Below are 22822 nucleotides of genomic sequence, written 5' to 3' on the forward strand. Positions count from 1 at the left end.
GCCGTCGAAGGGAACATATATGGATAAGCGAGATCTAGAGCAGCTGCTGAGCGATGTTGCCGGCGGAGCAGTCACCCCTGCCGACGCCCTCACGCGCATCCAGACGGCTCCGACCGCCGATTTGGGCTTTGCGCAGCTAGACCTTTCGCGCGGGGTGCGCCAGGGAGCCGGCGAAGTTGTCTACGGCGCCGGTAAAACCGCCGAGCAAATTGCCGCCATTATCAAAGCATTACTCGATGCCGGCCAGGAGCGCATCCTGGTCACGCGCCTGGACGACGAAAAGGCAGCCCGCACCTCGGAGCTCCTCGGCAACGGCATCGACCTGGGATATGTCCCGGACGCCCAGCTCGCCCTGGTGGGTGGCAAGCCCTCCCCCAACGGCAACGGACGCATCGTCGTCGCCTGCGCCGGCACGAGCGACCTGCCCGTTGCCGAGGAAGCCGCGTTGACGGCCGAGTTCTACGGCAACGAGGTCGATCGCCTCTACGACGTGGGTGTCGCCGGCCTGCACCGCCTGCTCGCTCATGCTGAGGAACTTGCCCAGGCGCAGGTGGTCATCGCCATCGCCGGCATGGAGGGCGCCCTGGCGAGCGTCATCGGAGGCCTTGTGAGCTGTCCGGTCATCGCCGTCCCCACCAGCGTGGGCTATGGCGCGAACTTTGGCGGCATGGCCGCACTGCTCGCCATGCTCAACTCCTGCGCCAGCGGCGTTTCGGTCGTCAATATCGACAACGGCTTTGGCGCCGCCTATCAGGCAAGTCTTATCAATCATCTGAGCGCCGGCACGTCCTGCGCCCGCTAAGGAGCATTTCATGTCCAACCATCAGCACACGCTTATCATCGACGGCACCTCGGGCATCAGCGGCGACATGACCGTCGCGGCCCTGCTCGACCTGGGCGCCAGCGAGGAGCATCTGCGCGACCAGCTCGCCACGCTGCCGGTCGACGGCTTTGAGATTGCCGTTACACGCGCAAACAAGCATGGCATCGACACCTGCGACTTTGACGTTCAGCTGGCAGAGGAGCTCGAGAACCACGACCACGACATGGCCTGGCTCTACGGTAACGAAGCAGCTGCCGAGCACACACATGAGCATGAGCACTACCATCATAATCATGGCGAGCATGAACACGAGCACTGCCACGAGCATGACCATGAGGCCCACGGTCATGGCCACGAGGGTCACCATCACGCCCACGGCCATCACCACCGTTCTTTGGCGGACGTCACCGCCATCATCGATGGCTCGCAGCTAAGCGATGGCGCCAAGCGTCGCGCGATCGCCATCTTTACCGCGCTCGCCGCCGCCGAGGCCAAGGCCCACGGCAAAACGCCCAAGACCGTCATGTTCCACGAGGTGGGCGCCGTCGACTCCATCGTCGACGTCTGCTCTGTCGCCATCTGCCTCGATGACCTTGGTATTGAGGACATCGTGGTCGAGTCGCTCTCCGAGGGTCACGGTACCATCCGCTGTGCCCACGGTCTCATGCCCATTCCCGTCCCCGCTGTCGTCAACCTGTGCCAGGCGGGCAATATCGCCCTCACGCCCGCACCGGTCGCCGGCGAGCTCGTGACGCCCACGGGTGCCGCCATCGTCGCCGCACTGCGCACGTCCGAGCACCTGCCAGCCCGCTACCGCATCGAGGCCGTCGGCTACGGCGCTGGCAAGCGCCCCTACGAGGGCTGCTCTGGCACGCTCCGTTGCCTGCTTGTTCACGTGGATGCATAGCTATGGATGCCCGCAAGGCAAAAAGCCGCGCCGCCATCGTCGCGGCGTTCTCCGAGCTGCTGCGCGAAGAGGACTACGGCAAGATCACCGTCGGCGACATCATCGCTCGCGCCCATGTGGGTCGGGCCACGTTCTACGGCCTCTTCAAGAGCAAAGATGACCTACTGTCCGAACTCGTGAGCGACATCTGCACCCACGCCCTCGACGACGATGGCACACCGCTCGATGATCCGCTCGTACAAGTCGAGCATATCCTCAACAACCTCTGGGAACGCCGCCAGGGCGTACGAGCCCTCGTAGCCGGCGCCGGTTCACGCGTCTTCGCCGACTGCTTACGCAAGACCATCATGTCACGAGCAGCCGGAACCGTCCCCACCGACCCAAACGGCCCCGCCGCCACCATGGACCGAAGCTTCCTCCTCCACCACATAGCCTCAAGCTTCGTAGGAATGGTCCAATGGTGGGCCTGGCACAACTTCCAAGCCCCAAAAGAGGACGTAGCCAAAGACTACCTATCAGCCATTAAGCCCCTCTTCAACTAAGTAAGAAGCTCATCCCAAAGCATCACCCCAACCCAGGGCGCCACGCATCCCAAAGTGTCAACAACAGCCCAGCGCCCCTATCAGCAACAAGCCCCTCCCATCCAAATTCAGATTTATATGTTGGGTTGCTTGTTCCAACGCGACTAAAATCCCGCAGCTGGCCGCATGGGGTAACTTCCCAGCGCATTCCGCAGGACGCAAAAAGGCTCGCCGCACGAAGTGCGCAGCGAGCCTTTTTGCATGTCCGAGGACGCGCTGGGAAGTTACCCCATGCGGACGGCGGACAACTATGTAGCCTCAGACTAGAACATGCCCAAGAAACCATGCACAAACAGCGCGGCCACAATAGCACCGACAAACGGCGCGATGCCAGGAACAAGCAGACCATACTTCCAGTTGTTGTCAGCCTTGTTCTTGATCGGTAGCACCTGATAGGCCATGCGGGGACCAAGGTCGCGTGCCTGGTTCATGGCGAAGCCGGTGATGCCGCCCATGCCCATGCCAACGGCCCAGACAATCAGGCCGACGCAGATGGCGAGCATCAAAACGTTCTCGCCAGCACGGCTAGCAGCAGCAAGGATGGCGCTAATGAACACGAAGGTGCAGATGGCCTCGCAGAAGAAGTTGCGGGCATAGTTCGTACCCTCGGTGGTGGGGTTGGTCGAGAAGATGTTGCGCTGGGCAATGGGGTCGACGACGCCCTCGGAAGCCTTGAACTCATCGGCATACATAAACCAAGCGATCACGGCACCCACAAAGCCGCCGAGCATATCGGCAAGCATGAAGGGGATGCAGTTGCCCCACGGCACCAGGCCGACGATGCACTGGGCAAGCACCATGGCGGGGTTCATGCACACGGCGCCGCCAAAGATAAACAGGCAGGCCGAGATACCAAAAGACCAGGTGGTGATGGCAAACATATGACCAGAGCCCTGATACTTGGTGCCCTTGAGCACGGTATCGCAGTGCACGCCCACGCCAAAGACGATCATGAGGGCCGTCGCGCCGAATTCGCAGAGGAGTTTGGTAAGCATAAAACCTTATCTTTCTTGTCGGTTATAAACGATTCGTTTGGGCCACGCACTAGTGCTGCGCGACGACAACGCCCAGGCCATCGGGAATGACGGCAACCTTGGCATCGGCACCCTTCATCTCAAAGGCGAGCTTGAGCGCCTCCTCGATAGTGTTGACCGGCGTCATGTGCATATCCTTGAGCATCTGGTGATCGCACAGGTCGGTGACCATGATCACGGGGTGATGCGCCAGGATGCGGGCAAAGATCTGGCTCGTCCACTGGTCGGGCAGGGTCTCGTCCTTGGGACGGTCGATGCAGGCGCGCTCAAACTCTGCCGGATCGTTGTCGGCGATGTTGTGATAGAAGCCCTCGCCACCGTGACCGTCGGCACAACCGGCGACATCGATGATCACACCGCCCTCGGGAAGCGTGGCCTCGGCAGCGCACATGCCCTTCACGGCCTGATAGATGTTCTGGTCGAGCGGGTAACCACCGTTGGTAGTGATGGCAATCTCGCACTCGACGGGCTCAACGCCGGCAAGGCTCTTCACGAAGTCGCAGCCGGCCTCGTGCGCCTTGTGGATGTCGCCGGCAAAGGAGCCAATGACCTCGTGCTTGCCGTTGAGCACCACGTTGAGCACAAAGGCAAGGTGAGCCATCTCGGCAGCGGCAAACATATCCTCGCTCACGTGGTTGTGGCACAGGTTGCCGGCACGCGAGTGGGAATCGTTCACAAACTGACCGTTGTGGTTGTACATGATGGTCTTGTAGCTGGCGATGCCAGGCAGGACGGACTTGCGGCTACCAGAGAAACCGGCAAAGAAGTGCGGCTCAATGAAGCCCTCTGCAAGCAGCAGGTCGCAATCGGCAGCGATCTTGTTGATAATGCACTCGCCACCAGAAGGCAGGGTGCCGATCTTTTTCATCATGCTGTCGTCAGTTGCGACGTGCATGACGATTTCCTCGTTGGCAACGATCTCCTCGCCATACTTGTTGACGAGCTCCTCGTGCGTCGACGGACGGTGCATGCCCGTAGCAACCAGAATACGCACACGGGCCTCGGGCGCAGCGGCATGAATGTGATGCAGCAGAATAGGCATCGTCACACGCGAGGGAACGGGACGCGTATGATCGGAGCTAATGATGACGATGTCCTTTTTGCCAGCACAAAGCTCCTCGAGCGAAGGCGAGCCATAAGGGTTGGCAAGCGACTCCTCTACCAGCTCTTCCTGCGATTTCGTAGTCTTAAACTCGTTTTGGTGACCTTCCATCACACCCGCGAAGTTCTTATCCTCGAGTTCCAGATGCAACGTCTTGTGGTCAAACGGCAGTTCACATTCAAACAATGACGAGCGCCCTCTTCCTTTCAACTGACACACTAGATAAACCGTTGGAAGGATACGCCGCTCACCGAAAAACACCACCGTCCACCGACTCATTAACACAACGTTCATATTTGACCCACAACAAAACAACCGCGATCCCAAACGGGACCGCGGCCGCTACAGTCGTAAGTCAAGAAGCGCCACATGCATCTCAATCCCGATCGATAAGACGCGAGGCGCGAAGCGCGCCTTATTCCCTTCAGCTTTAATCCCAGAAGACCGAGGACGAAGGGACCCGACGGGTTTCCCTCTGAATGCATTCCGCAGCACGAAGCCCCATCAAAGTGCGCGAAGCGCGCCATCTTTTCCCCAGCCAGTAATCCTCCGAAGACCGGACATCGCAGGGGCCGCCATATGTTTACTTTCCGGCGCACTCCACAGGACGCAAGAAGCCCTCGCCGCACGAAGTGCGCAGCGAGGGCTTCTTGCATGTCCGAGGACGCGCCGGAAAGTAAACATACGGCGGCCCCGGACAGCGACTACAGGGCTATCGATTACCCCGTGTTCTGCAATCCTGCCGAGACGCCGGTCACAGTCGAAAGAATCAGGCTCATATACTCGGCCTTCTTCTCCTCCGCCATCTCGTCCTGGTTCATACGCACCTCGCGAAGGGCGCGGACTTGGGCGATGGACAGGGCGTCGACGTAGGGATTGCGCACGCGAACGGCGCAGCCGAGCACGCGGCGGCGCTGCAGCGGCCACTCGTCACCGACGATGGCAAGGACCCACTTACGGGTGAGCTGCATCTCGGTGAAGACCTTCTCGGACAGATCCTGGCGATCGCCCAGGTGCAGATACATCTTGGCGATGCGCTGGTCGGTCTTGGCGATCGACATCTCGATGTTGTCGATGAACGTGCGGAAGAACGGCCACTCCTGGTAGGCAGCCTTAAGCTGGTCCAGATCGCCCAGCTGCTCGCAAGCGGCGCCCAGGCCGTACCAAGCGGCCAGATTGATGCGCGCCTGGCTCCAGCTGAAGATCCACGGAATGGTACGCAGGTCATCAAGCGACTTGGCGCCCAGGCCGCGCTTGGCGGGACGCGAGCCAATCGGCAGCAGACCGACCTCGGTCAGCGGCGTCACGGTCGAGAACCACGGTGTAAAGTCCTCGGTGTTCAGCAGGTCCAGATAGCGCTCGTGGCTTGCGGCGTTGAGCTTCTCGGCCATATCCCAGAACTTCTGCGTGGTCTCGGTGTTGGTCTTCTCGACACTCGGGGCCGACTGCAAAAGCGTTGCGGCGGCAACGGACTCAACATGACGCTGAGCCAGCGTGCGGTTGCCGTAACGGGCAAAGATGACCTCGCCCTGCTCGGTGAGCTTAAAGAAGCAGTTGACCGAACCCTTGGGCTGCGCCAGCACGGCCTTGTTGGCCGGACCGCCGCCACGGCCCACGGCACCGCCGCGACCGTGCATGAGCACCAGGTCGATATCGTTCTTCTCGGCCCACTTGGCAATGCGCTCCTGCGCGGAGTGCAGCGCGAGCATGGCCGTGGTAGGACCGGCATCCTTGGAGGAGTCGGAATAGCCCAGCATGACCTCCATGCGACGGTTGGTCTGGGCAAGGCGCTTTTGCACCACGGGCAGCGTAAGCATCTGGTCGAGCACGTCGACGCAGCCCTCGAGGTCCTCGAGCTGCTCAAACAGCGGGATCACATCGAGCTCGGGAACGTCTTCCTCGTGTGCAAAGGACAGGTGGGCAAGCTCAAAGACGTCGGCCACATGCTGGGCGCTCTTGGTGAACGAGATGATGTAGCGATGCGCCATCTTCTTGCCGTAGCGCTTCTGGATGGAGCCGATAGCGCGGAAGGTGTCGATGACCTCGCGCGTCATGGGCTGCAGATCGCCATGGATACCGTTCTCGTGGATATCCTTGAGGGCGCGGGCGTGCACCACGGAGTGCTGACGGAACTCCATCTCGACCATGTGGAAGCCGAAGGACTCAACCTGCCAGATGATGGTCTGGACCGGGCCGTAGGCAGCACGGACGGCACCGCAGGCAGCCAGCGAGCGCTGGACGACGCGCAAGTCCTCCAGGAACTCATCGGCGCTGTGGTACATGGTGTCGGTGATACGGCGCACGGTGGCGTTCAGACGGTCGGCCATGACGAGCATGACGGCGCGATGCGGCTCGTGCTCGGAAATCAGCTCGGCGCGAGCCGTGTACTGGGTGCTCATCTCGACCTGATGGTTCCACAGGTTGATGAGCTCGGCAGACGGCTTGCTGTAGGTGGCCTCGAGCGTGAGGTTGCGGCCGATGCGGCGGCACTTGTCCTCGAGCTTGAGCACCATGTGGGTGAAGTACTTGGCGGCGACCTCGCGGCTCACCTTGGCGGTGACGTTGGGGTTACCGTCGCGGTCGGAACCGATCCAGCTGCCGGGATGGAAGAACGCCGGGCACAGCGGCGGCACGGTACCCGCCTTGTCGCCCAGCACCCAGTCGTCAAAACGACGATAGATAACGGGGATGACGTCGAACAGCGTGTTATCGAAGATGTCGATGATGGTATCGGCTTCCTCGACCGGCGTGGGCTTCTTGAGCGCGATGGGGCTCGTACGCACCAGGGCGTCGATTTCCTGCAGCATATGGCGCTCGTTCTCCACCAGGTCGGAGCCGCCCAGGCGCGGACGCTCCTCCAGCAGGTTGGAAATACGGCGAATCTTGCCCTCGACGGCCTTACGACGGGCCTCGGTGGGATGTGCGGTAAAGACAGGGTGGAACTCCAGCTTGTCGAGCAGCTCGTTGGCGCCCTCGACACCCATCTCGTTTACCAACTGGTGATAGGCGACGGTGAGCTCGTTGGCGGGATCGACCTCGGTATCGGTCGATGCGCCGGCCTCGCGCTCGCGCAGCTGCGCCACGCGGTAGTTCTCCTCCGACAGGTTTGCCAGATGGAAGAAGCTCGTAAAGGCGCGGACGATAACCTGCTGCTTATCGAGCGGCAGACTGTCGATCAGATCAACGACCTCGCGAAACGCCACGGCGGTGGGCTCGTCGGCAGTGGGCACGCCCTGCTCGTCGACGGACTCGTCGGCAGCACGGGTGCCGGGGTTTCCGGCGTTGGCCACAATCTCGGCTGTCAAAATCTTGTCGAACAGGTCCGCGATCTCGGGATCATACTCGCTAAGCACACGGCGCTCCAGGCGCAAGAACAGCGCCAGATTGTCGAGCAGCTCCTCGGGGATCTCGATCTCAGCGAGACGCTCCTTGGATTCGGCATTCGAGCCGATTCGGTTAACGAGGCGGTTGACCACGGCAGCGACGCGCGCCGCGGCTTCGGGTACAGACTGGTTGCTTAGGTTCTCAGCCACGTTTCCTCCCATTCCTCCTTCTATGCACGTAACATGCGGTATTCATTATAGGCGCTTGCGAAATACTTTCGACACTGATTGCGCTTTACCACACAAAAGTATTTTCTGCATTGCAAGGGTTTTTGCTCTAAATGGTCGTATTTCTCGGTGGACGGCATACACAAACGGGGGCATTCCGCATAAATGCGAAACACCCCCGTAACAATCGCTCGCAATGGACGAGACACTCAAGCGGACCCGCAGCTCAAAATGATGCGCTACAGGCGCTCGCGAACCGCCTCGACGACGTTGGCCAGATCGGCAAGGACCTCTTCATGGCTCTCCATGTCGCGCACCTTGACCTTGCCGGCGGCAAGCTCGTCGCCACCCAGGACCAAAATGAGCTTGGCGCCAACCTTGTCGGCCTGCTTAAACTGAGCTTTGAGCGAACGACCCTGGTAGTCGGCCTCGGTCACGATGCCAGCGGCGCGAAGCTCCTGCGTGATGGCAAAGACGTTCTGGCGCAGCTCCTTGCCGGCATTGGCGACGTAGACGCACGGGGCCTCCTCGGCACCCAAGTCGTTACCAAAGGCCTGCAGGGCCAGCAGGGCGCGCTCAAAACCGACAGCGAAGCCGACGCCCGCCGTGGGCTTGCCACCCTCGAGCTCGACCAGACCGTCATAGCGACCGCCGCCACCAATGGAGCCGACACCGGCGCCGGGAGCCTCGACCTCAAAGACGGTACGGGTGTAGTAGTCCAGACCACGCACCAGTGTGGGATCCTCGACATACTCGATACCGGCGGCATCCAGATAGCGCTTGACCTGCTCGTAGTGCTCGCGGCACTCGTCGCACAGGTTGTCGCCCATCAGCGGCGCGTCGGCCATGATCTCGCGGCAGTGGTCGTTCTTGCAGTCGAAGGCACGCAGCGGGTTGAGCTCGGCGCGCTCGCGGCACTCGTCACACATCTCGTCAGCGTGATCGAGGATAAACTGCTTGACCTGCTCGCGGTAAGCCGGACGGCACTGAGCGTCGCCCATCGAGTTAATGAGCAGACGGAGCTTGGAAAGATCGAAGCCCAGGCGCTTGTAGAACTCCATGAGCATGATGATGCACTCGGCGTCTGCCGCCGGATCGGGAGCGCCGAGCCACTCGATACCCACCTGGTGGAACTGACGCAGGCGGCCCTTCTGGGGACGCTCGCCGCGGAACATGGCCTCGGCGTAGTAAGCCTTAAACGGCGTGGAGCCCTGGGGCACCAGGTTGTTCTCCACGACTGCGCGCACCACACCGGCCGTGCCCTCGGGACGAAGCGCCAGGCGCTGCTTGGGCTTGAGTTTTGTGTCGGTGCCCTCGGTAAAGACGCGCTCCAGGTTGGCGCCGCTAAAGACGCGGAACATCTCCTTGCGCACGACGTCGGTCGACTGGCCGATGCCGTGGACAAAGACGTCCACCTGCTCGATCGCGGGCGTCTCGATGGGTTTAAAACCAAACGGCTCGAACACGCCGGCAGCGATCTGCTGCATCTTTTGCCAAGCGCGCATCTCGGCGCCGATAAGGTCGCGGGTTCCCTCCGCCTTCTGTGCCTGCATGGGCAAACACCTTTCTTTTGTATCGCGTCATAGGTAGTGGACATTATACGGCACAAAGCAGCAACGCGGCGGCGTGTCTGACCGAACGAGGGTATGGGGACTCGTTCGGCCAGACGCGCCGCCGCGGTTTGTGATCCCTTTTCCTCCGTCCCCTTCGGATCACGTGATCCCTTGGGGACGGAGGAAAAGGGATCATTTCGTAGGCCCGTGGCTGCCCTGGAAACCGAATGACGGTACGAGCATCCATTCGGCTTCCAGGGCAGCCACGGGCAGAACAGACAAACAGGAATAGGCGGCGACCCGCTACTCCCCCGCCACGCTTGCGCGCAGCTTGGCGGCGATGGGCTCGGATGCCAGCAGGAACACGAGCATGACCACGGAGCACGCCAGGCACACGATCCAGGTGCTCGCAAAGGAGCCCGTGGCATCGAACAGCACGCCCGAGACGATAGCGCCCACGGTGCCGCCGACCATCTCGAGCGAGGTAATGGTGCCCGTGACCTTACCGAGGTCGGCCATGCCAAACTGCTTGGACGCGGCGATGGTAGGCGTGATGGTGCCCATGCACGTTCCAACACCAAAGCTCACAGCAGCGACAATAGGACCGAGGTCCGTCGTCGGGAAACACAGCGCCACGCAGGCGATAATGCACGCAACGGAGCCAAGGATATTGCCAAAGCGCAGGCCAAAGCGGTCATAGATCGCACCGAGCGAAATCTTGGCGATAACGACGGTAACCATGTAGGCCGAAAGCACGGTGCCTGCCCACATGGGGTCGTGGCCGCCCGTGACGATCTTGGCACCGTTGACGGTAACACTCGTCATGTTGGTAACCTGGTTGGGCAGGATGGCGCCATTGACCAAGCCCATAAAGAGGAAGGCGACGACGAGCAGCCAAAATGCCGGGCTCTTCTTGATACGAGACCAGCCGACGCTAACCTCGGGCGCCGTGTGCTCGTCCTTGTCGCCAGCCGTCGAGACGGACGGATCGCCCGGGTTCTCGCCGAGCGGCTTAAGGCCAATCTCGGAAGGCTTGGTGCGGAAGGAATAGTCATGCAGTTAACGAAAATGGTGTAGCACGTGGCCATGATGACAAAGCCGGAGGCCACCACGAGCCAGCCGGGGAAAAATTTACTTTGCTGGGACATGGATTACTCCTTGTGGTCCGCAATGTATCCGAAAGCGACGGCGGCATAAGCCGCGGCGCCAAGGGGAAGCTCGGCATCGCTAAAACGTGCCTTGGGATGATGCTGAGCAAAATGCTCGTCCGTATCAGTCACAGCAGCGCCCACGGTAAAGTACGCGCTCGGGATCTCGCTCGAGATCAACGCGAAGTCCTCGCTCGCCATGGCGTGGAACAGCGGCAGGAAGGCGGACTTGGGCAGCACCGCGCCCACGTAGCCAAGCGACGCCTGCGTCATGCCGTCGTCGAGTACGAGCGGGGGAACATCCGAGAGTGTCTCGATAGTCGCCGGCGTACGATAGGTCGTGGCAACGCCTTTGACGACCTCCGCGATGCGGGTCTTGAGGCGCTCCATGAGCTCGACGTCGAAGCCACGCAGCGTTCCCTCGAGCACACAAGTGTCGGGGATGACATTTGCGGCCTGACCGCCGGCGAACTTGCCAACGGTAAGCGCGACCTCCTTGGCCGCCGGCACCTCGCGGGAGATGAGCTCCTGAAGCGCCAGATGCACATGGACGCCGGCCGTGATGGGGTCGATGCAGATCTCGGGGCTCGAGCCATGGCCGCCCTTGCCCTGAAGCGTGATGCGAAAACCGTACACGCCCGAGAGCGCCGGGCTGCCGTAGAGCACCAGGCCAAGCGGCGACTGGCTATTGACATGCATGGCAAAGGCGACCTGAGGGCGCGGGTTCTGCAGCAGACCATCGGCGATGGCGGCGCGGGCACCCTCAAAGGTTTCCTCGCCCGGCTGGAACAGCAACTTAACCGTGGCGTTGGCGTCGACAAGCGCAGACTCGCGGGCCTTGAGCAGGCGCGCCGCTCCAAGCAACGCCGTCGCGTGCATATCGTGTCCACATGCGTGCATGCAGCCGTTCGTAGAGGCGAAAGGCTCGCCTGACTCTTCGGCAACGGGCAGGGCGTCCATGTCGCCACGGAGCATGATGACCGTACCGGCCTGTTCGTCCGTGCAGACGCCATTGCCCTGGGCCGCGGCGGCACCGGCGCCGACAAGGCCCACGACACAGGAACCATCGACGAGCGTGGCAAATGGGATTTCCATCTCGGTCAGGCGCGCTTGAATATACGCAGAGGTCTGTGGGAGGCTATTACCCAGCTCGGGCACCTGGTGTAAATCGTGTCGCCACGCAGCGAGCTCGTCTGCAAAAGCCTGAGCTTCTGCAACGAGACCGTCACCGATAGCGGCCTGCGCCGCTGCGGTGGCCTTGGGCGCTGATTGCGGTTGAAGATCGGACTGAGCTGGTGCCATAAATGCCCTCCAGTAGCGTTTTTGCAGTAAGCACTTTGATAGCGTAAAGTGCAAGGTACAACTTTAAAGGCGAGGCATAAAAAACGCCGCCCCAGGAGGGCGGCGCAACAAGTTGTTTACAATTGCGGGCGAGATTTTCGGCGCAAGAAATCGAAATGCGTCTCGCTCAAGATAATCGACAAAAAGATGAGCGCAAAGCCGGCAAGCAGGCGCGAGGTGAGCGCCTCCCCCATCAGCAGCACCGAGAACAGCACGCCCGAGGGGGACTCCATCGAAAGGAGCAGCGAGCCCGTCGAGGCCGGGACGTGCGCCAATCCAACGTTTTGGACGAGCAGTGCCACGCACGTACAGCCCACCGAGAGAAAGGCCGCCACGCCGACAAAGCTCGGCGTCCACACGGACAGAGGCGCCTGAGTCTCGAATAGCAGCGACGTGATTAAGCTCAAAACGCCATTGCCCACAAACATCCAAAACGTGATGACGTTGATGTCCATCTTGCGGCCATACTTGCCGGTCACTGCCATCTGGATAGCAAAGAAGACCGCGCCGCCCAGCGTGATGACATCTCCAGCATTGAACTCGACGCTATCGAGTGCCACCAGGCCAATGCCCGCCAGGCACAGCAGTGCCGCACCCAGGTTATAGCGGGTGAGCTTTTCGCCGCTCAGGACATAGCTGGCAAACGGCACAAGGATACAGTACGTGCCCGTCAAAAATGCACTCTTGCCTGCCGTGGTCTGTGCCAGGCCAATCGTTTGCAGTCCGTATGCTCCCCACATGAGCGCACCCATGCCCAGCCCGACGATCAGGTTGCGGGCATTGAAATGAGCGATGATGCGCTTATGGAAAATAGCAAACATAACCAGTGATGCCGGGAGAAAGCGAACGTAGACCAGCTCGAACACCGGAATGGTATCGAGCGCATCTTTCATGGTGGTAAAGGAATAGCCCCAGATGACCGCCACCGAAAGCAGCAAGACCTTCCAGAAGAACGGAGAACGCGCGCCGGCGCCGCGGGAGGTGCCGCCGGCACCCAGGTCTTCGCGCGCTACAGGGCTATCGGGCATGTTTTCGATTTCATCAACGGCATTCTGAGCCATAGGGCATCCTCGCGCTCAGTCTGGGCGTGGTGTCCGCACGTGCATGGCCGCGTGCCGCCTCATGGTCAAATAAAACGGGGCGCACCGGACCCCCGGCACGCCCCGCTACTGTAGCAACAACCAGCGTTGCACCGCAATCCAGCCCACTAAAGCGTCAGCAAAGTGAACCTCGACGTTTTGTCAATGTCACGCTGTTGCACTAAATAAGCTTCGTGCTTTCAAGCTTTTCGATGATCCAGTCGTTGGCTTTGATGACCGGGCGGCGGAAGACGACGCCCAGTGCCAGCGACGGAATCAGATAGCTCGCCAGAATGCCTAGCTCAATCCAGTACTCCATATGGTAGGCGCCAGCCATGGCGGCATGCATGGCGTTGATGCCGTGGGTGAACGGCAGGAACGGATAGATCGCCTGGAACACAGGGCCGGTCATCTCGATGGGGAACGTACCGCCCGAACCGCCGACCTGCATAACCAACAGCACGACGGCGAGCGCCTTGCCGATATCGCCAAACGAAACCGTAAGCGTGTAGACGATATTGGAGAACACGAGACTCGCGACCCAACCCGCCAGCACAAATTGCAGCGGGTTGTCGCACTGAATGCCAAAGAACAGGATGTCGCCCGCGCACACGAGTGTCGCCTGCAGCAGGGCCAGACCTCCAAAGAACAGGTAGCGGCCCAGGTAGATCTCGTGCAGGCGCACGGGGATCAGCTCGTTGATGAGCTCATCGTCAACCGAGACCTTCATCATGGCCGCCAGTACAATCGAGCCCACCCACAGCGACAGAATCGTGTAGAACGGTGCCATGGCCGAACCGTAGTTGCGGATCGGATAGACCGGTTTGCGGTCGAGCGCGACGGGGCCGGAAAGCGACACGGCGAGGCCCTCGGGGTCGTTGCCAATCATTGTCTTAATCATGGCCAGGTCACCCGACATCAGGGCGCCATCGAGCTCGTCCTTAAAGGCGCTGATCTTGTCCGATGCCTCACCCAGCTGATCGGAAGCCTTGTTGACCAGCGTCGCAGCCTTGGAGAGGCCCTTTGCGAGCGAGCCAGAGGCGTCGGTCAGACCGCTCACGGCGCTATCCAAGTCACCCGAGATACCGTTCAGGGAATCCAGAACGCCCGAAATGGTCTTCTTGAGCTCCTTGGCCTTAACCGAGAACGTGGAATCGTAGTCGGACTTGGCTCCCGAGATACCCGCCTTGGCATCGGCGATGGCCTGGTCGACCTCGGCACGCGAGTTGTTGACCTCCGCCATGCCGTCCGAAAGGGACTTTGCGGTCGCCGTCAGGTCCTTCGCATTGTTGCGGTACTCCACGGCAATTCTGCCCAGCGACGTCGCAGCGGACTCGAGACCGTCTTTGAGCTTGTCATCACTTACCTGGTCGGCAAGGTTACGGAGCTGATCGGTCATCGCATCGATATCGTCAGCACGCGTATTGAGCGCCGCTGCGGCTTCGTTGAGCTGAGACACCGTAAGGTAAACATGCTGATTCGCGGCATCGAATGCCTTCGCAAGCTCGGCGGACACGTTGTCGAACGAGCCCGCGCTTCCGTCAATCGCCGCGTCAACGGCATCGTTGGCGGCCTTGAGCGCTTCCTTGGAATCATTGATGCCACTCTTGGCGTGCTCCATCAGCTGCTTCGTCGACTCATCAACGGTGCCCGTCTGCTTGAGCATGCCGCCCGCCGATGTCAGTGAATCGGACGTGGAGCTCAAAATGCCCGCGAGCGACGTCGCACTCGCCTGAACGTCCTGCAGGTCCTCGACCGAATCGCCCAGCGTCGAGGACAGATTGGCGATAAAGCTGCTCACCTGGTCGGTACTCATATAGTCGAGCAGGCTGGACACGGTCTTAAGGCCGATGGTCGTGATGGTCTTGGTAAAGGTCTCGTTGACCTGACTCTGGACGGCGCTCGAACCCTTTTCAGTCACGATCTGTGCGATGGCGTTGGCCTTCTGATTCTCATAGAACTCGATATCGGCGTGCTTCACCTCGGTCGAGAAAAGCGTCATCATGTCGGCGCTAAACGTTTTAGGGATAACGACGGCAGCGTAGTACGCGCCCGACTTAACGCCCTCAATCGCCTTATCACGGTCGTTGAGGACGACCCAGTCGAAGTTCTCGTTGCCGCGCAGGGTGGCGGTTACGTTTTCGCCCACGTTGACCTCGACGGGAATCAGATCGCTCTCGTAACCCTCATCGGTGTTGACCACTGCAATCTTAAGGTTGCCGGTATTGCCGTAGGGATCCCAGCTTCCGGCGATGTTAAACCATGCATAGAGGCATGGCACGATGATCAGGCCCATCACGACGACCATGCCGATCACGGAGCGAGACACGTTTTGGACATCGCGCTTAAACAGGTGCAGGATGTTTTTCATTTATGCCTCACCTCCTTTAGAGTGCTTGCCAAGCGAGGTGGTGTCCCCGTCGTTTCCGTTTACGTTGTCAGCGCCGTCGGCATCTTGAGCCTTACGATGCGCACCGATATGCGACAGACGGCTCGTAGGCTGTTCGCCTCCCTTGGCGCCACGCTCGCTGGCGTTGAGACCAAACATGCGACGGGCGGCAGGGATGGCAGCCGTGTGCTCGCGCATCTCGCGGCGAAGGTCCTCGTCCGAAAGCGCCGAGATACGCATCTGGGTATTGAGGCTCGCACGGATGTATTCGATGTTGATGAGCCAGCCGCAGATGGCGATAACCGAAATAATCCAGATAACGAGCAGGATGATCTTGCCGTTATTGTCGATATCGAGCACCGTCGAAAGCACAAAGAGCAGAACCTGCACGCCTACCACGGCGGCAAAACCGCCCTTGATGTAGTACGGGTAGCGATGCTCAAACGCCACGGCATGATCGAGCAGCTCGCGACGGTACGAATCCGAATCGAGCATGACGCGCATGGCCGTGCGCAGCGAATAGCGCTGGCGCGGCAGGTCGTTGGACTCGCAGATCATGAGGCCCGTCGTGGAAAGCTGCTTGTCAAAGAGCAGGTTGAGGTTGAGCAGCAGCGGACGCAGCTGCAAGCCAATAAAGAGTGCGATGGCAAGGAACACGCCCAGGATGCACAGGTTGAACAGGTAGTTGAACGAATACATGCCACCGACGGTCTCGCGCAGCAGGTTGATGCCATAGGTGAAGGGCAGCAGCGGATGCAGCCATTGGAAGAAGCCGGGCATCATCTCGATGGGATACATGCCCGACGAGCCGGGGATCTGCACAATGACGAGGATGACGCCAATGGCTTTACCGATATGCTTAAACGTGGTGGACAGCGCATAGATGATGTTGACGTAGGTGAACGAAATAGCGATGCCGCCCAGTACAAAGAGCAGCGGATTGACGCACTGAACGCCAATGACCAGGTCGCCCACCGTAACGATAATGGCCTGGAACGCGCCCAGGATCACCAGCAGCAGCCAGCGGCCAAAGTAGCCCTGACGCGCCGTAAAGCTACCGATGCCCTCGCGGTCGACCTCGAGTTTATAGATAGCGATGAGCACATAGCCGCCTACCCACAGCGCCAGATTGGTGTAGAAGGGCGCGATGCCCGAGCCAAAGCTCTTGACCGGATAGATTGACTTGGACGTCAGCTCAACCGGAGATGCCATGAAATCTGCCACGTCATTGACGTCGACGTCCATGAGGTCGGCTAACTCGCCCATAGACTCAGAGGTCTGCAGCGCCGCAATGTCATTGGCGGCGGTCGCGAGCTTGTCCTGAACCTTGGCAAGGGAGGCGTCGGTTTGGGACAGCGTGGTCTTTGCCTGCTTGAGCGTGGCGTCGAGCTGCGCCAGCGTGCCGCGCGCGCTCGCTATCGTGGGGGTCATACCCGACACAATGCCGGTCAAATCGCCCGAAACGGCGGCAAAGGAGTCAAGCGCGCTCGAAGCCTTCGGAAGTGCGTTCTGACCCAGATCGGTCTGAGCCTGACCGAGGCTAGCCGTACCGGTCTGAATTGCCGCGTTGAGTGCGTTGCTCGCGTTCGAGATTGCCGTAGCGTCGTTTGCCATGGCGCTCGACTGTGCAGAAAGGCCATCCTTGATGCTCTGCAGCTTCTGGTTTTGCTCGCGAAGCGAATCGATGGTCGATACAATGCGCGCGTCAATTTCCTCGGAACCTGTCGACGTGTCATTAACGAGAATCTCCAAGTGCCCGATAACGGCCTTATTGTGATCGATCGTCGCCTGGAGAGACTCGAGCGAGTTGTCGATGCGGGTGGTCGTAGATGTGACCGTACCCGTTAGCTTGCCAATCGCAGCGTTCGCGGAGGCTGACGTCTTGGTGAGTGCAAGGCTACCTTCCGAGAGTGCCTTGGAGAGCGAGGTGATAGAGTTGCCCGCCGTGGCGCGAGCCTCGCCCAGCAGGTCGTTGCCCTGGGAGATTGCCTGCGTCAGCGACGGTGCCTGACCTTGCAAGCCGGCAAGCGCCGCATCAGCCGAGGCGATAGCGCCACTCGTCTTATCGATGGCGGCATTCATATCGCCAATCGAATCGCGCACCTCACCCAAGGTGTCGGATGCCTCGGACACCGAACTTGTCAGCGAGTCCTGAGTCTGGGTTGCCTTGTCCTTTAAATCGATGCCGGCATCCTTGGCGATGCCCGCTACGGTCTCGCCCACCGTGGAGACAAACTCCGAGTTGATCTGCTCCTCGATGGTGTTGGCACCGGTATCGGTAACCTTGGGCGCAATGGCGCTCTTTTTCTCGTTGACGTAATAGGTCAGCTTAGGCTGATGGTAATTGCCATCGAGCATCGAGACGAGATTGTCGGAGAAGTTCTTGGGGATTACAATCGCCGCGTAGTATTCCCCGCTCTCGACGCCCTCTTTGGCATCGGCAGCCGAGTCGACGAAGGTCCAGCCCAGCCGATCGTTTTCCTTGAGCTGATCGACGACCTTGTCGCCCGCATTGAGCTCGCCCACCAGGTCGTTTTGGGTTCCCTGGTCGTTGTTGGCGATAGCAATCTTGATGCCCTGGGTGTTTCCGTACGGATCCCAGTTTGCCACGATGTTGTACCAGGCATACAGCGAGGGAATAACACACACGCCGAGGGTAACCACCAAGGCGACGGGGTTCACGAGCAATCGCTTGATGTCACGCTTAAAGATCGCAAAGGATACCTTTGCGTTGGATAGTTTGCTGCCGAGACTCACGCTTAGACCATCCATCCTGTCGTTGAATCGAATCGTACTATCGACAACCATTGTAGTAGGCGCTTTAACGTCTCAAAGCACAATGGTGTTGAGTTTTGCGGGTAGCAATATACTACGAAGATGAGTTAACGTACAGTTGTACAGTATCTTTAATTTCAGCAGGTCACAAAACCACAACGCGCACAAATTAGCAACCCAACTAGTCATTGGGGACGTCCCCAACGACTACTTAGGGCCACGAAAGCGTCGCAGGTTGAGCATAAGTCAGCGAAAACGCCCCTAAGCGAGCAAGGTGACGTGAAAGAGGAGGGAAGCGTACTTTGGTACGCGACCGACGATTGAACGTCAAATTGCCGCTTAGGGGCGTTTGCAGCGTCGAGTAGTTACATTAGTTCGCAAATGGCCGCCGCGAAGGCAACGGGGTCCTCCGGGAGGATGCCCTCGACCAGCAGGGCCTGATCGTAGAGCAGGCCGGAGTACTGCTTGATCTTGTCGGCGTCACCTGCCTTCTGGGCAGCGACAAGCTTGTCAAAGACCGGGTGCTTGGCGTTGAGCTCGAGCACGCGCTGGCTCTTGGGCATGCCGTCGGGCGCGCCCTCGGGTCCCTTCTGGAGCACCTTCTCCATCTCGAGCGAAAGCGGACCCTCGGTGGTGATGCAAGCGGGGGCATCGGTCAGGCGCGCGGAGACGGCAACTTTCTCGACCTTGTCACCGAGCGCCTCCTTCATAGCGCTAAAGAGGTCCTCGTTTTCCTTGGTGGCGTCCTCGGCCTCCTTCTTCTCGTCCTCGGTCGCCAGATCAAGATCGCCAGTCGCGACGTTCTTGAGCTCCAGGTGACGATCCTCGACCTCGGGCTCGGCACCGTCGGCAACGGCCTTCTCGGCAGCCTCGCGGGCGGCGTCGTCCTCGTAGATCTTAGGCATATCGGCGGCAACGTACTCACGCATAGCCTGGAACGTGAACTCATCCACATCCTGCGTCAGCAACAGCACGTCATAGCCGCGGTCGAGCACACCCTTTACCACGGGCATCTTGGCCAAGCGCTCACGCGAGTCGCCGGCGGCGTAGTAGATGGCCTTCTGATCCCCGGGCATGCCCTTGGCATACTCGGCCAGGGTAATCATCTTCTGCTCCTTGGCAGACCAGAACAGTAGCAGGTCGGCGAGCTCATCGGCCTTCATGCCATAGCTCGAGTAGATGCCGTACTTAAGACCGCGGCCAAAGTTCTCAAAGAACTTCTCGTAGGCCTCGCGGTCGTTGTCGCGCATATCCTCAAGATCGGCGGTAATCTTCTTCTCCACGCGCTTGGCGATGGCCTTGAGCTGACGGTTCTGCTGCAGCGTCTCACGCGAGATGTTGAGCGACACGTCGGCAGAATCCACGACGCCGCGGACAAAGTTGTAGTAGTCGGGCAGCAGGTCGTCGCACTTCTCCATAATCAGCACGTTGGAGCTGTAGAGCGCCAGGCCCTTCTCGTAGTCCTTGCTGTACAGATCGAACGGGGCGCGGCCCGGCACAAACAGCAGCGCATCGTACTCAAGCGTACCCTCGGCATGGAAGCTGATAGTGCGCGCGGGATCGTCAAAGTCGTGGAACGTGGACTTGTAGAACTCGTTGTAATCCTTCTGCTCAACGTCGGAGCTGCGCTTTTTCCAAATCGGCGTCATGGAGTTGATGGTCTCGAGCTCCTGGTAGTCCTCGTACTCGGGCTTGTAGTCGTCGCCGGCGTCCTCGGGCTTGGGTTTCTGGCGGCTCTTGCTCACCATCATCTGAATCGGGTAGCGCACATAGTTGCTGTACTGCTGAATCAGGCTCTTGAGGCCCCACTCGGTCAGGAAGCGATCGTAGGTCTCGGCCTCGCCGTCGGCGTCGAGCTTCTCGTTCTCGCGCAGCGTCAGGATGACATCGGTACCGTGCTCAGCACGCTCGCCATCCTCGATGGTGTAGCCCTCAAGACCGTCGGACTCCCAAACGTGGGCGGTGTCCTCGCCATAAGCGCGGCTGACGACCTTCACGTGGCTGGCGACCATAAAGGCGGAGTAGAAGCCCACGCCAAACTGGCCGATGATGTCGACATCGGAGCCCTGTTGCTCGGCGTTCTCGGTCTTAAACTCCTCGGAGCCGGAATGGGCGATGGTGCCCAGATTGCGCTCGAGCTCCTCGGCGGTCATGCCAATGCCGTTATCCGAGATGGTAATGGTGCGGGCGTCTTTATCAAAAGAGACGCGAATAGCCAGGTCGCCCTGGTCGAGCTTGACACTCGGGTCCTGCAGGCTCTTAAAGTTGAGCTTGTCGACGGCGTCACTCGCATTAGAGATAAGCTCGCGCAGGAAGATTTCCTTATTGGTGTAGATGGAGTTGATCATGAGGTCGAGCAGTTTTTTGCTCTCGGTCTTAAATTGACGCATGTGCAGTCCTTTCGCGCTACCCCCGTCCGCAAAAACGGCCCGGTTGCCCGAGCCGCATCGCAGACCTGCTATGTCCAGACTTAGATTTTATAACCCATTAGCGCGCATATATACATACGGAATCGAAAAACTGTATGTCCAAACGCTCTGATACGCCAATTGCCAAGGAGTGTCCCCGACTGCCGGCAGGAAATGAACGTCCCTATCTGCCATCTACGCGCTTGGCCATCCAAGCATGGGGCTGGCCCTCGTCTTCGTAGTCCACCGGGGCAATCTGCGTGTAGCCCGCCTTGGCATAGAGCGGCAGCACGTATTCCTGCGCATGCAGCTTAATGAGCTTGGCGCCGGCATCACGCGCGCACGTATCACTGGCCTCGACAATCTTGCTCGCCAGACCGCGACGGCGCATGCTCGGCAGCACAGCCACGCGCCCCATAATGTAGGTCTCCCCCGCCGCGACGCCTTCGTCCAAGTCGCACGCCGGCGACACCGGAGCCTCCGCGTCAGCCGCACGCTCAAGCTCTTCGGGAAACACGCGCGAGCAACCGGCAAGCTCGCCGTCTACATAGAGCGTCACATGAATGCAGTTCGGATCCTCGTCGATAGCGTCAAACTCGTTCTCGTAGCCCTGCTCGTCCATAAAAACGACGCGGCGCACCAACGCCGCGTCATCAAAGCATCCCGTCTTAAGTTGGATATCCATGGCTGCCCTTTCATTCAATGCGAACGTTAGGGACAGATTTTAGCGAAAATGAGCTCCGCGCACGCTAAACTTCGCGCGAGCCTTCGCCAGGCAGTCGTAATGACCCACGTTATGGGCATCGCTCGCGATGAAGCTGTACAGGTTCTGATCGAACAGGCGCTGTGCCGGCTTTTTCTCGCGACCAAAGCGACCGCCGGCAATAAAGTCCGCCGAAGCCTGCAGCTTGCAGCCCATATCGACCAGGCGCTCCGCCACGCTTACATCCTTTTGAACCGCACGATAGCGCTCAGGATGAGCGATGATCACCTGGTAGCCACGGCACTGCAAATCGTAAATCGTGTTCTCGTACTCTCTAAACGCATACGCATCGGCATGCGTCGAAAGCTCGAGCAGAAACTCGTTGGTCCCATCGAAATGCAAGTGATCCGCGGCATCGATACCAAGCTCAACGAGCTTTCGATGGTTGACCTCGAAGCCCATCTGGAGCGGAAAACCGTCAGCGTTATCGCGCAGCAGCTCAAAGGCATCCCACATCTTGTCGTAATCAAAATAGGGATCACGGCAGTGAGGAGTGCAAACGATTCTGGTTACACCGGCCCGCTTGGCAGCCTCGAGCATCGCCAAGCTCTCTTCGAGATCGGCGGCGCCGTCGTCTACACCCGGCAAGATATGGCAATGAATGTCACGCATAGGTCAGCCTTAATCAACTAAACGTTTGCTCGGTTGGTGAAGATGCCCTTTTTGGAAGTGCCCTGATCGTCGGAGCCCTTCTTAACCTTCTTACCGTCCTTGGTGTAGTAAGAATAGTAGTACTCGCTGGTCTCGGTCTCACAGTAATTCATGACGGTACCGATGAGCTTGACCTTCTCGGACTTCTTAAGCTGGGCGATAGCGTTGAGCGCCTCTTCGCGCTTGGTAAAGTCCTCGCGCACCACGAACAGCGCGCCGTCGGTCAGGCTGGCAATCTCGGCAGCATCGATGAAGGTGCCGACCGGAGGAGCATCGAAGATGACGTACTGGAACTTAGCAGACAGTGCCTTGACCAGCTTGGCAAAGCGATGGGAGACGATGATGTCGGCAGGATTGGGAATATGCGGCTCGGCATCGAGGAAGTAGAAATTCTTCTGACCTGTCTCGACAATCGCCTGGTCGATAGAAACCTGCTCGGACAGGACTGCATAGAGTCCGCCGCGGGAGCGGACGCCGAGCATATCGGCAAGGGACCTGCGACGCATATCAGCCTCGACCAGCAGGACACTCTTGCCGCTCGTGGCGATTGCCTGAGCAAGATTAATGGAAACCGTAGACTTGCCCTCGTTGGGAATCGAGGAGGTAACGGTGATGGTGCGAATGGGGTCGTCCACGCTCGCAAAGCGGATGTTGGCCAGAAGGGTCTTGGCGGCATTCTGCACAACGAGCTTATCGGTGTTCTTTGCCTTAGCCATG

At 59.7% G+C, this 22822-nt stretch carries 16 protein-coding genes; 3 read left to right on the forward strand and 13 right to left on the reverse strand.

Annotated features, from left to right (window positions below):
* Window positions 1-19 precede the first annotated feature (19 nt).
* The 3 genes from larB to DWV20_RS01690 are packed head-to-tail and all read left to right on the forward strand — an operon-like array spanning window position 20 to window position 2272.
* Window positions 20-802, forward strand: a complete 783-nt coding sequence (gene larB / locus DWV20_RS01680) for a nickel pincer cofactor biosynthesis protein LarB (protein ID WP_118227178.1) — start codon at window positions 20-22, stop codon at window positions 800-802.
* 10 nt (window positions 803-812) lie between these two features.
* Window positions 813-1730, forward strand: coding sequence for a LarC family nickel insertion protein (locus DWV20_RS01685; protein ID WP_118256223.1), 918 nt, complete (start codon window positions 813-815; stop codon window positions 1728-1730).
* Between the two features lie 2 nt (window positions 1731-1732).
* On the forward strand, window positions 1733-2272 hold the full coding sequence (locus DWV20_RS01690; RefSeq protein ID WP_118256224.1) for a TetR/AcrR family transcriptional regulator: 540 nt from the start codon (window positions 1733-1735) through the stop codon (window positions 2270-2272).
* Between the two features lie 302 nt (window positions 2273-2574).
* Here DWV20_RS01690 and larD read toward each other — a convergent pair whose 3' ends face one another.
* The 13 genes from larD to DWV20_RS01755 all read right to left on the reverse strand — a co-directional run bounded on the left by larD (window position 2575) and on the right by DWV20_RS01755 (window position 22821).
* Window positions 2575-3306 carry a D/L-lactic acid transporter LarD gene (larD, locus tag DWV20_RS01695; RefSeq protein WP_118238394.1) on the reverse strand — a complete coding sequence of 244 codons (732 nt, stop codon included), beginning with the start codon at window positions 3304-3306 and terminating at the stop codon, window positions 2575-2577.
* Between the two features lie 49 nt (window positions 3307-3355).
* Window positions 3356-4633: a nickel-dependent lactate racemase gene (gene larA / locus DWV20_RS01700; protein ID WP_118066398.1), complete on the reverse strand. Its 1278-nt coding sequence runs from the start codon at window positions 4631-4633 to the stop codon at window positions 3356-3358.
* Window positions 4634-5166: 533 nt separating this feature from the next.
* On the reverse strand, window positions 5167-7980 hold the full coding sequence (locus tag DWV20_RS01705) for a phosphoenolpyruvate carboxylase (RefSeq protein ID WP_370448150.1): 2814 nt from the start codon (window positions 7978-7980) through the stop codon (window positions 5167-5169).
* A 257-nt stretch (window positions 7981-8237) separates the two neighbouring features.
* Window positions 8238-9551: a histidine--tRNA ligase gene (gene hisS, locus DWV20_RS01710; RefSeq protein ID WP_117757833.1), complete on the reverse strand. Its 1314-nt coding sequence runs from the start codon at window positions 9549-9551 to the stop codon at window positions 8238-8240.
* A gap of 303 nt (window positions 9552-9854) precedes the next feature.
* Window positions 9855-10610, reverse strand: coding sequence for an MFS transporter (locus DWV20_RS01715; protein WP_117758236.1), 756 nt, complete (start codon window positions 10608-10610; stop codon window positions 9855-9857).
* A 92-nt stretch (window positions 10611-10702) separates the two neighbouring features.
* Window positions 10703-12001, reverse strand: coding sequence for a M20 family metallopeptidase (locus tag DWV20_RS01720; protein WP_117758237.1), 1299 nt, complete (start codon window positions 11999-12001; stop codon window positions 10703-10705).
* A gap of 116 nt (window positions 12002-12117) precedes the next feature.
* Window positions 12118-13101: a DMT family transporter gene (locus DWV20_RS01725; protein WP_117758238.1), complete on the reverse strand. Its 984-nt coding sequence runs from the start codon at window positions 13099-13101 to the stop codon at window positions 12118-12120.
* A gap of 199 nt (window positions 13102-13300) precedes the next feature.
* A complete protein-coding gene (locus tag DWV20_RS01730) occupies window positions 13301-15490 on the reverse strand; it encodes a YhgE/Pip domain-containing protein (RefSeq protein WP_117758239.1) in 2190 nt (729 codons plus the stop codon).
* Window positions 15491-18265 carry a YhgE/Pip domain-containing protein gene (locus DWV20_RS01735; protein WP_233539749.1) on the reverse strand — a complete coding sequence of 925 codons (2775 nt, stop codon included), beginning with the start codon at window positions 18263-18265 and terminating at the stop codon, window positions 15491-15493.
* A 383-nt stretch (window positions 18266-18648) separates the two neighbouring features.
* Window positions 18649-20673, reverse strand: coding sequence for a molecular chaperone HtpG (gene htpG, locus DWV20_RS01740; RefSeq protein ID WP_118256227.1), 2025 nt, complete (start codon window positions 20671-20673; stop codon window positions 18649-18651).
* Window positions 20674-20875: 202 nt separating this feature from the next.
* Entirely contained in the window at window positions 20876-21376 is a 501-nt protein-coding gene (locus DWV20_RS01745; protein WP_117637372.1) for a GNAT family N-acetyltransferase, read from the reverse strand.
* A gap of 39 nt (window positions 21377-21415) precedes the next feature.
* The gene (locus tag DWV20_RS01750; protein ID WP_055250497.1) at window positions 21416-22066 is read right to left on the reverse strand and encodes a tyrosine-protein phosphatase; all 651 of its coding nucleotides are present in this window, start codon (window positions 22064-22066) and stop codon (window positions 21416-21418) included.
* Window positions 22067-22083: 17 nt separating this feature from the next.
* Window positions 22084-22821, reverse strand: coding sequence for a CpsD/CapB family tyrosine-protein kinase (locus DWV20_RS01755; protein WP_117736214.1), 738 nt, complete (start codon window positions 22819-22821; stop codon window positions 22084-22086).
* Window position 22822 lies beyond the last annotated feature (1 nt).

The sequence above is a fragment of the Collinsella sp. AF02-46-1 genome, from assembly GCF_003465825.1.
In the GTDB taxonomy this organism is placed as follows: Bacteria; Actinomycetota; Coriobacteriia; order Coriobacteriales; family Coriobacteriaceae; genus Collinsella.

Bases quoted from the DNA above. Each gene is read 5' to 3' on its own strand.
- DWV20_RS01720 (WP_117758237.1), bottom strand. From the start codon at position 12,001: ATGGCACCAGCTCAGTCCGATCTTCAACCGCAATCAGCGCCCAAGGCC.
- hisS (WP_117757833.1), bottom strand. From the start codon at position 9,551: ATGCAGGCACAGAAGGCGGAGGGAACCCGCGACCTTATCGGCGCCGAG.
- htpG (WP_118256227.1), bottom strand. From the start codon at position 20,673: ATGCGTCAATTTAAGACCGAGAGCAAAAAACTGCTCGACCTCATGATC.
- DWV20_RS01750 (WP_055250497.1), bottom strand. From the start codon at position 22,066: ATGCGTGACATTCATTGCCATATCTTGCCGGGTGTAGACGACGGCGCC.
- DWV20_RS01690 (WP_118256224.1), top strand. From the start codon at position 1,733: ATGGATGCCCGCAAGGCAAAAAGCCGCGCCGCCATCGTCGCGGCGTTC.
- DWV20_RS01725 (WP_117758238.1), bottom strand. From the start codon at position 13,101: ATGGCTCAGAATGCCGTTGATGAAATCGAAAACATGCCCGATAGCCCT.
- larD (WP_118238394.1), bottom strand. From the start codon at position 3,306: ATGCTTACCAAACTCCTCTGCGAATTCGGCGCGACGGCCCTCATGATC.
- DWV20_RS01755 (WP_117736214.1), bottom strand. From the start codon at position 22,821: ATGGCTAAGGCAAAGAACACCGATAAGCTCGTTGTGCAGAATGCCGCC.
- DWV20_RS01685 (WP_118256223.1), top strand. From the start codon at position 813: ATGTCCAACCATCAGCACACGCTTATCATCGACGGCACCTCGGGCATC.
- larB (WP_118227178.1), top strand. From the start codon at position 20: ATGGATAAGCGAGATCTAGAGCAGCTGCTGAGCGATGTTGCCGGCGGA.
- DWV20_RS01745 (WP_117637372.1), bottom strand. From the start codon at position 21,376: ATGGATATCCAACTTAAGACGGGATGCTTTGATGACGCGGCGTTGGTG.
- DWV20_RS01730 (WP_117758239.1), bottom strand. From the start codon at position 15,490: ATGAAAAACATCCTGCACCTGTTTAAGCGCGATGTCCAAAACGTGTCT.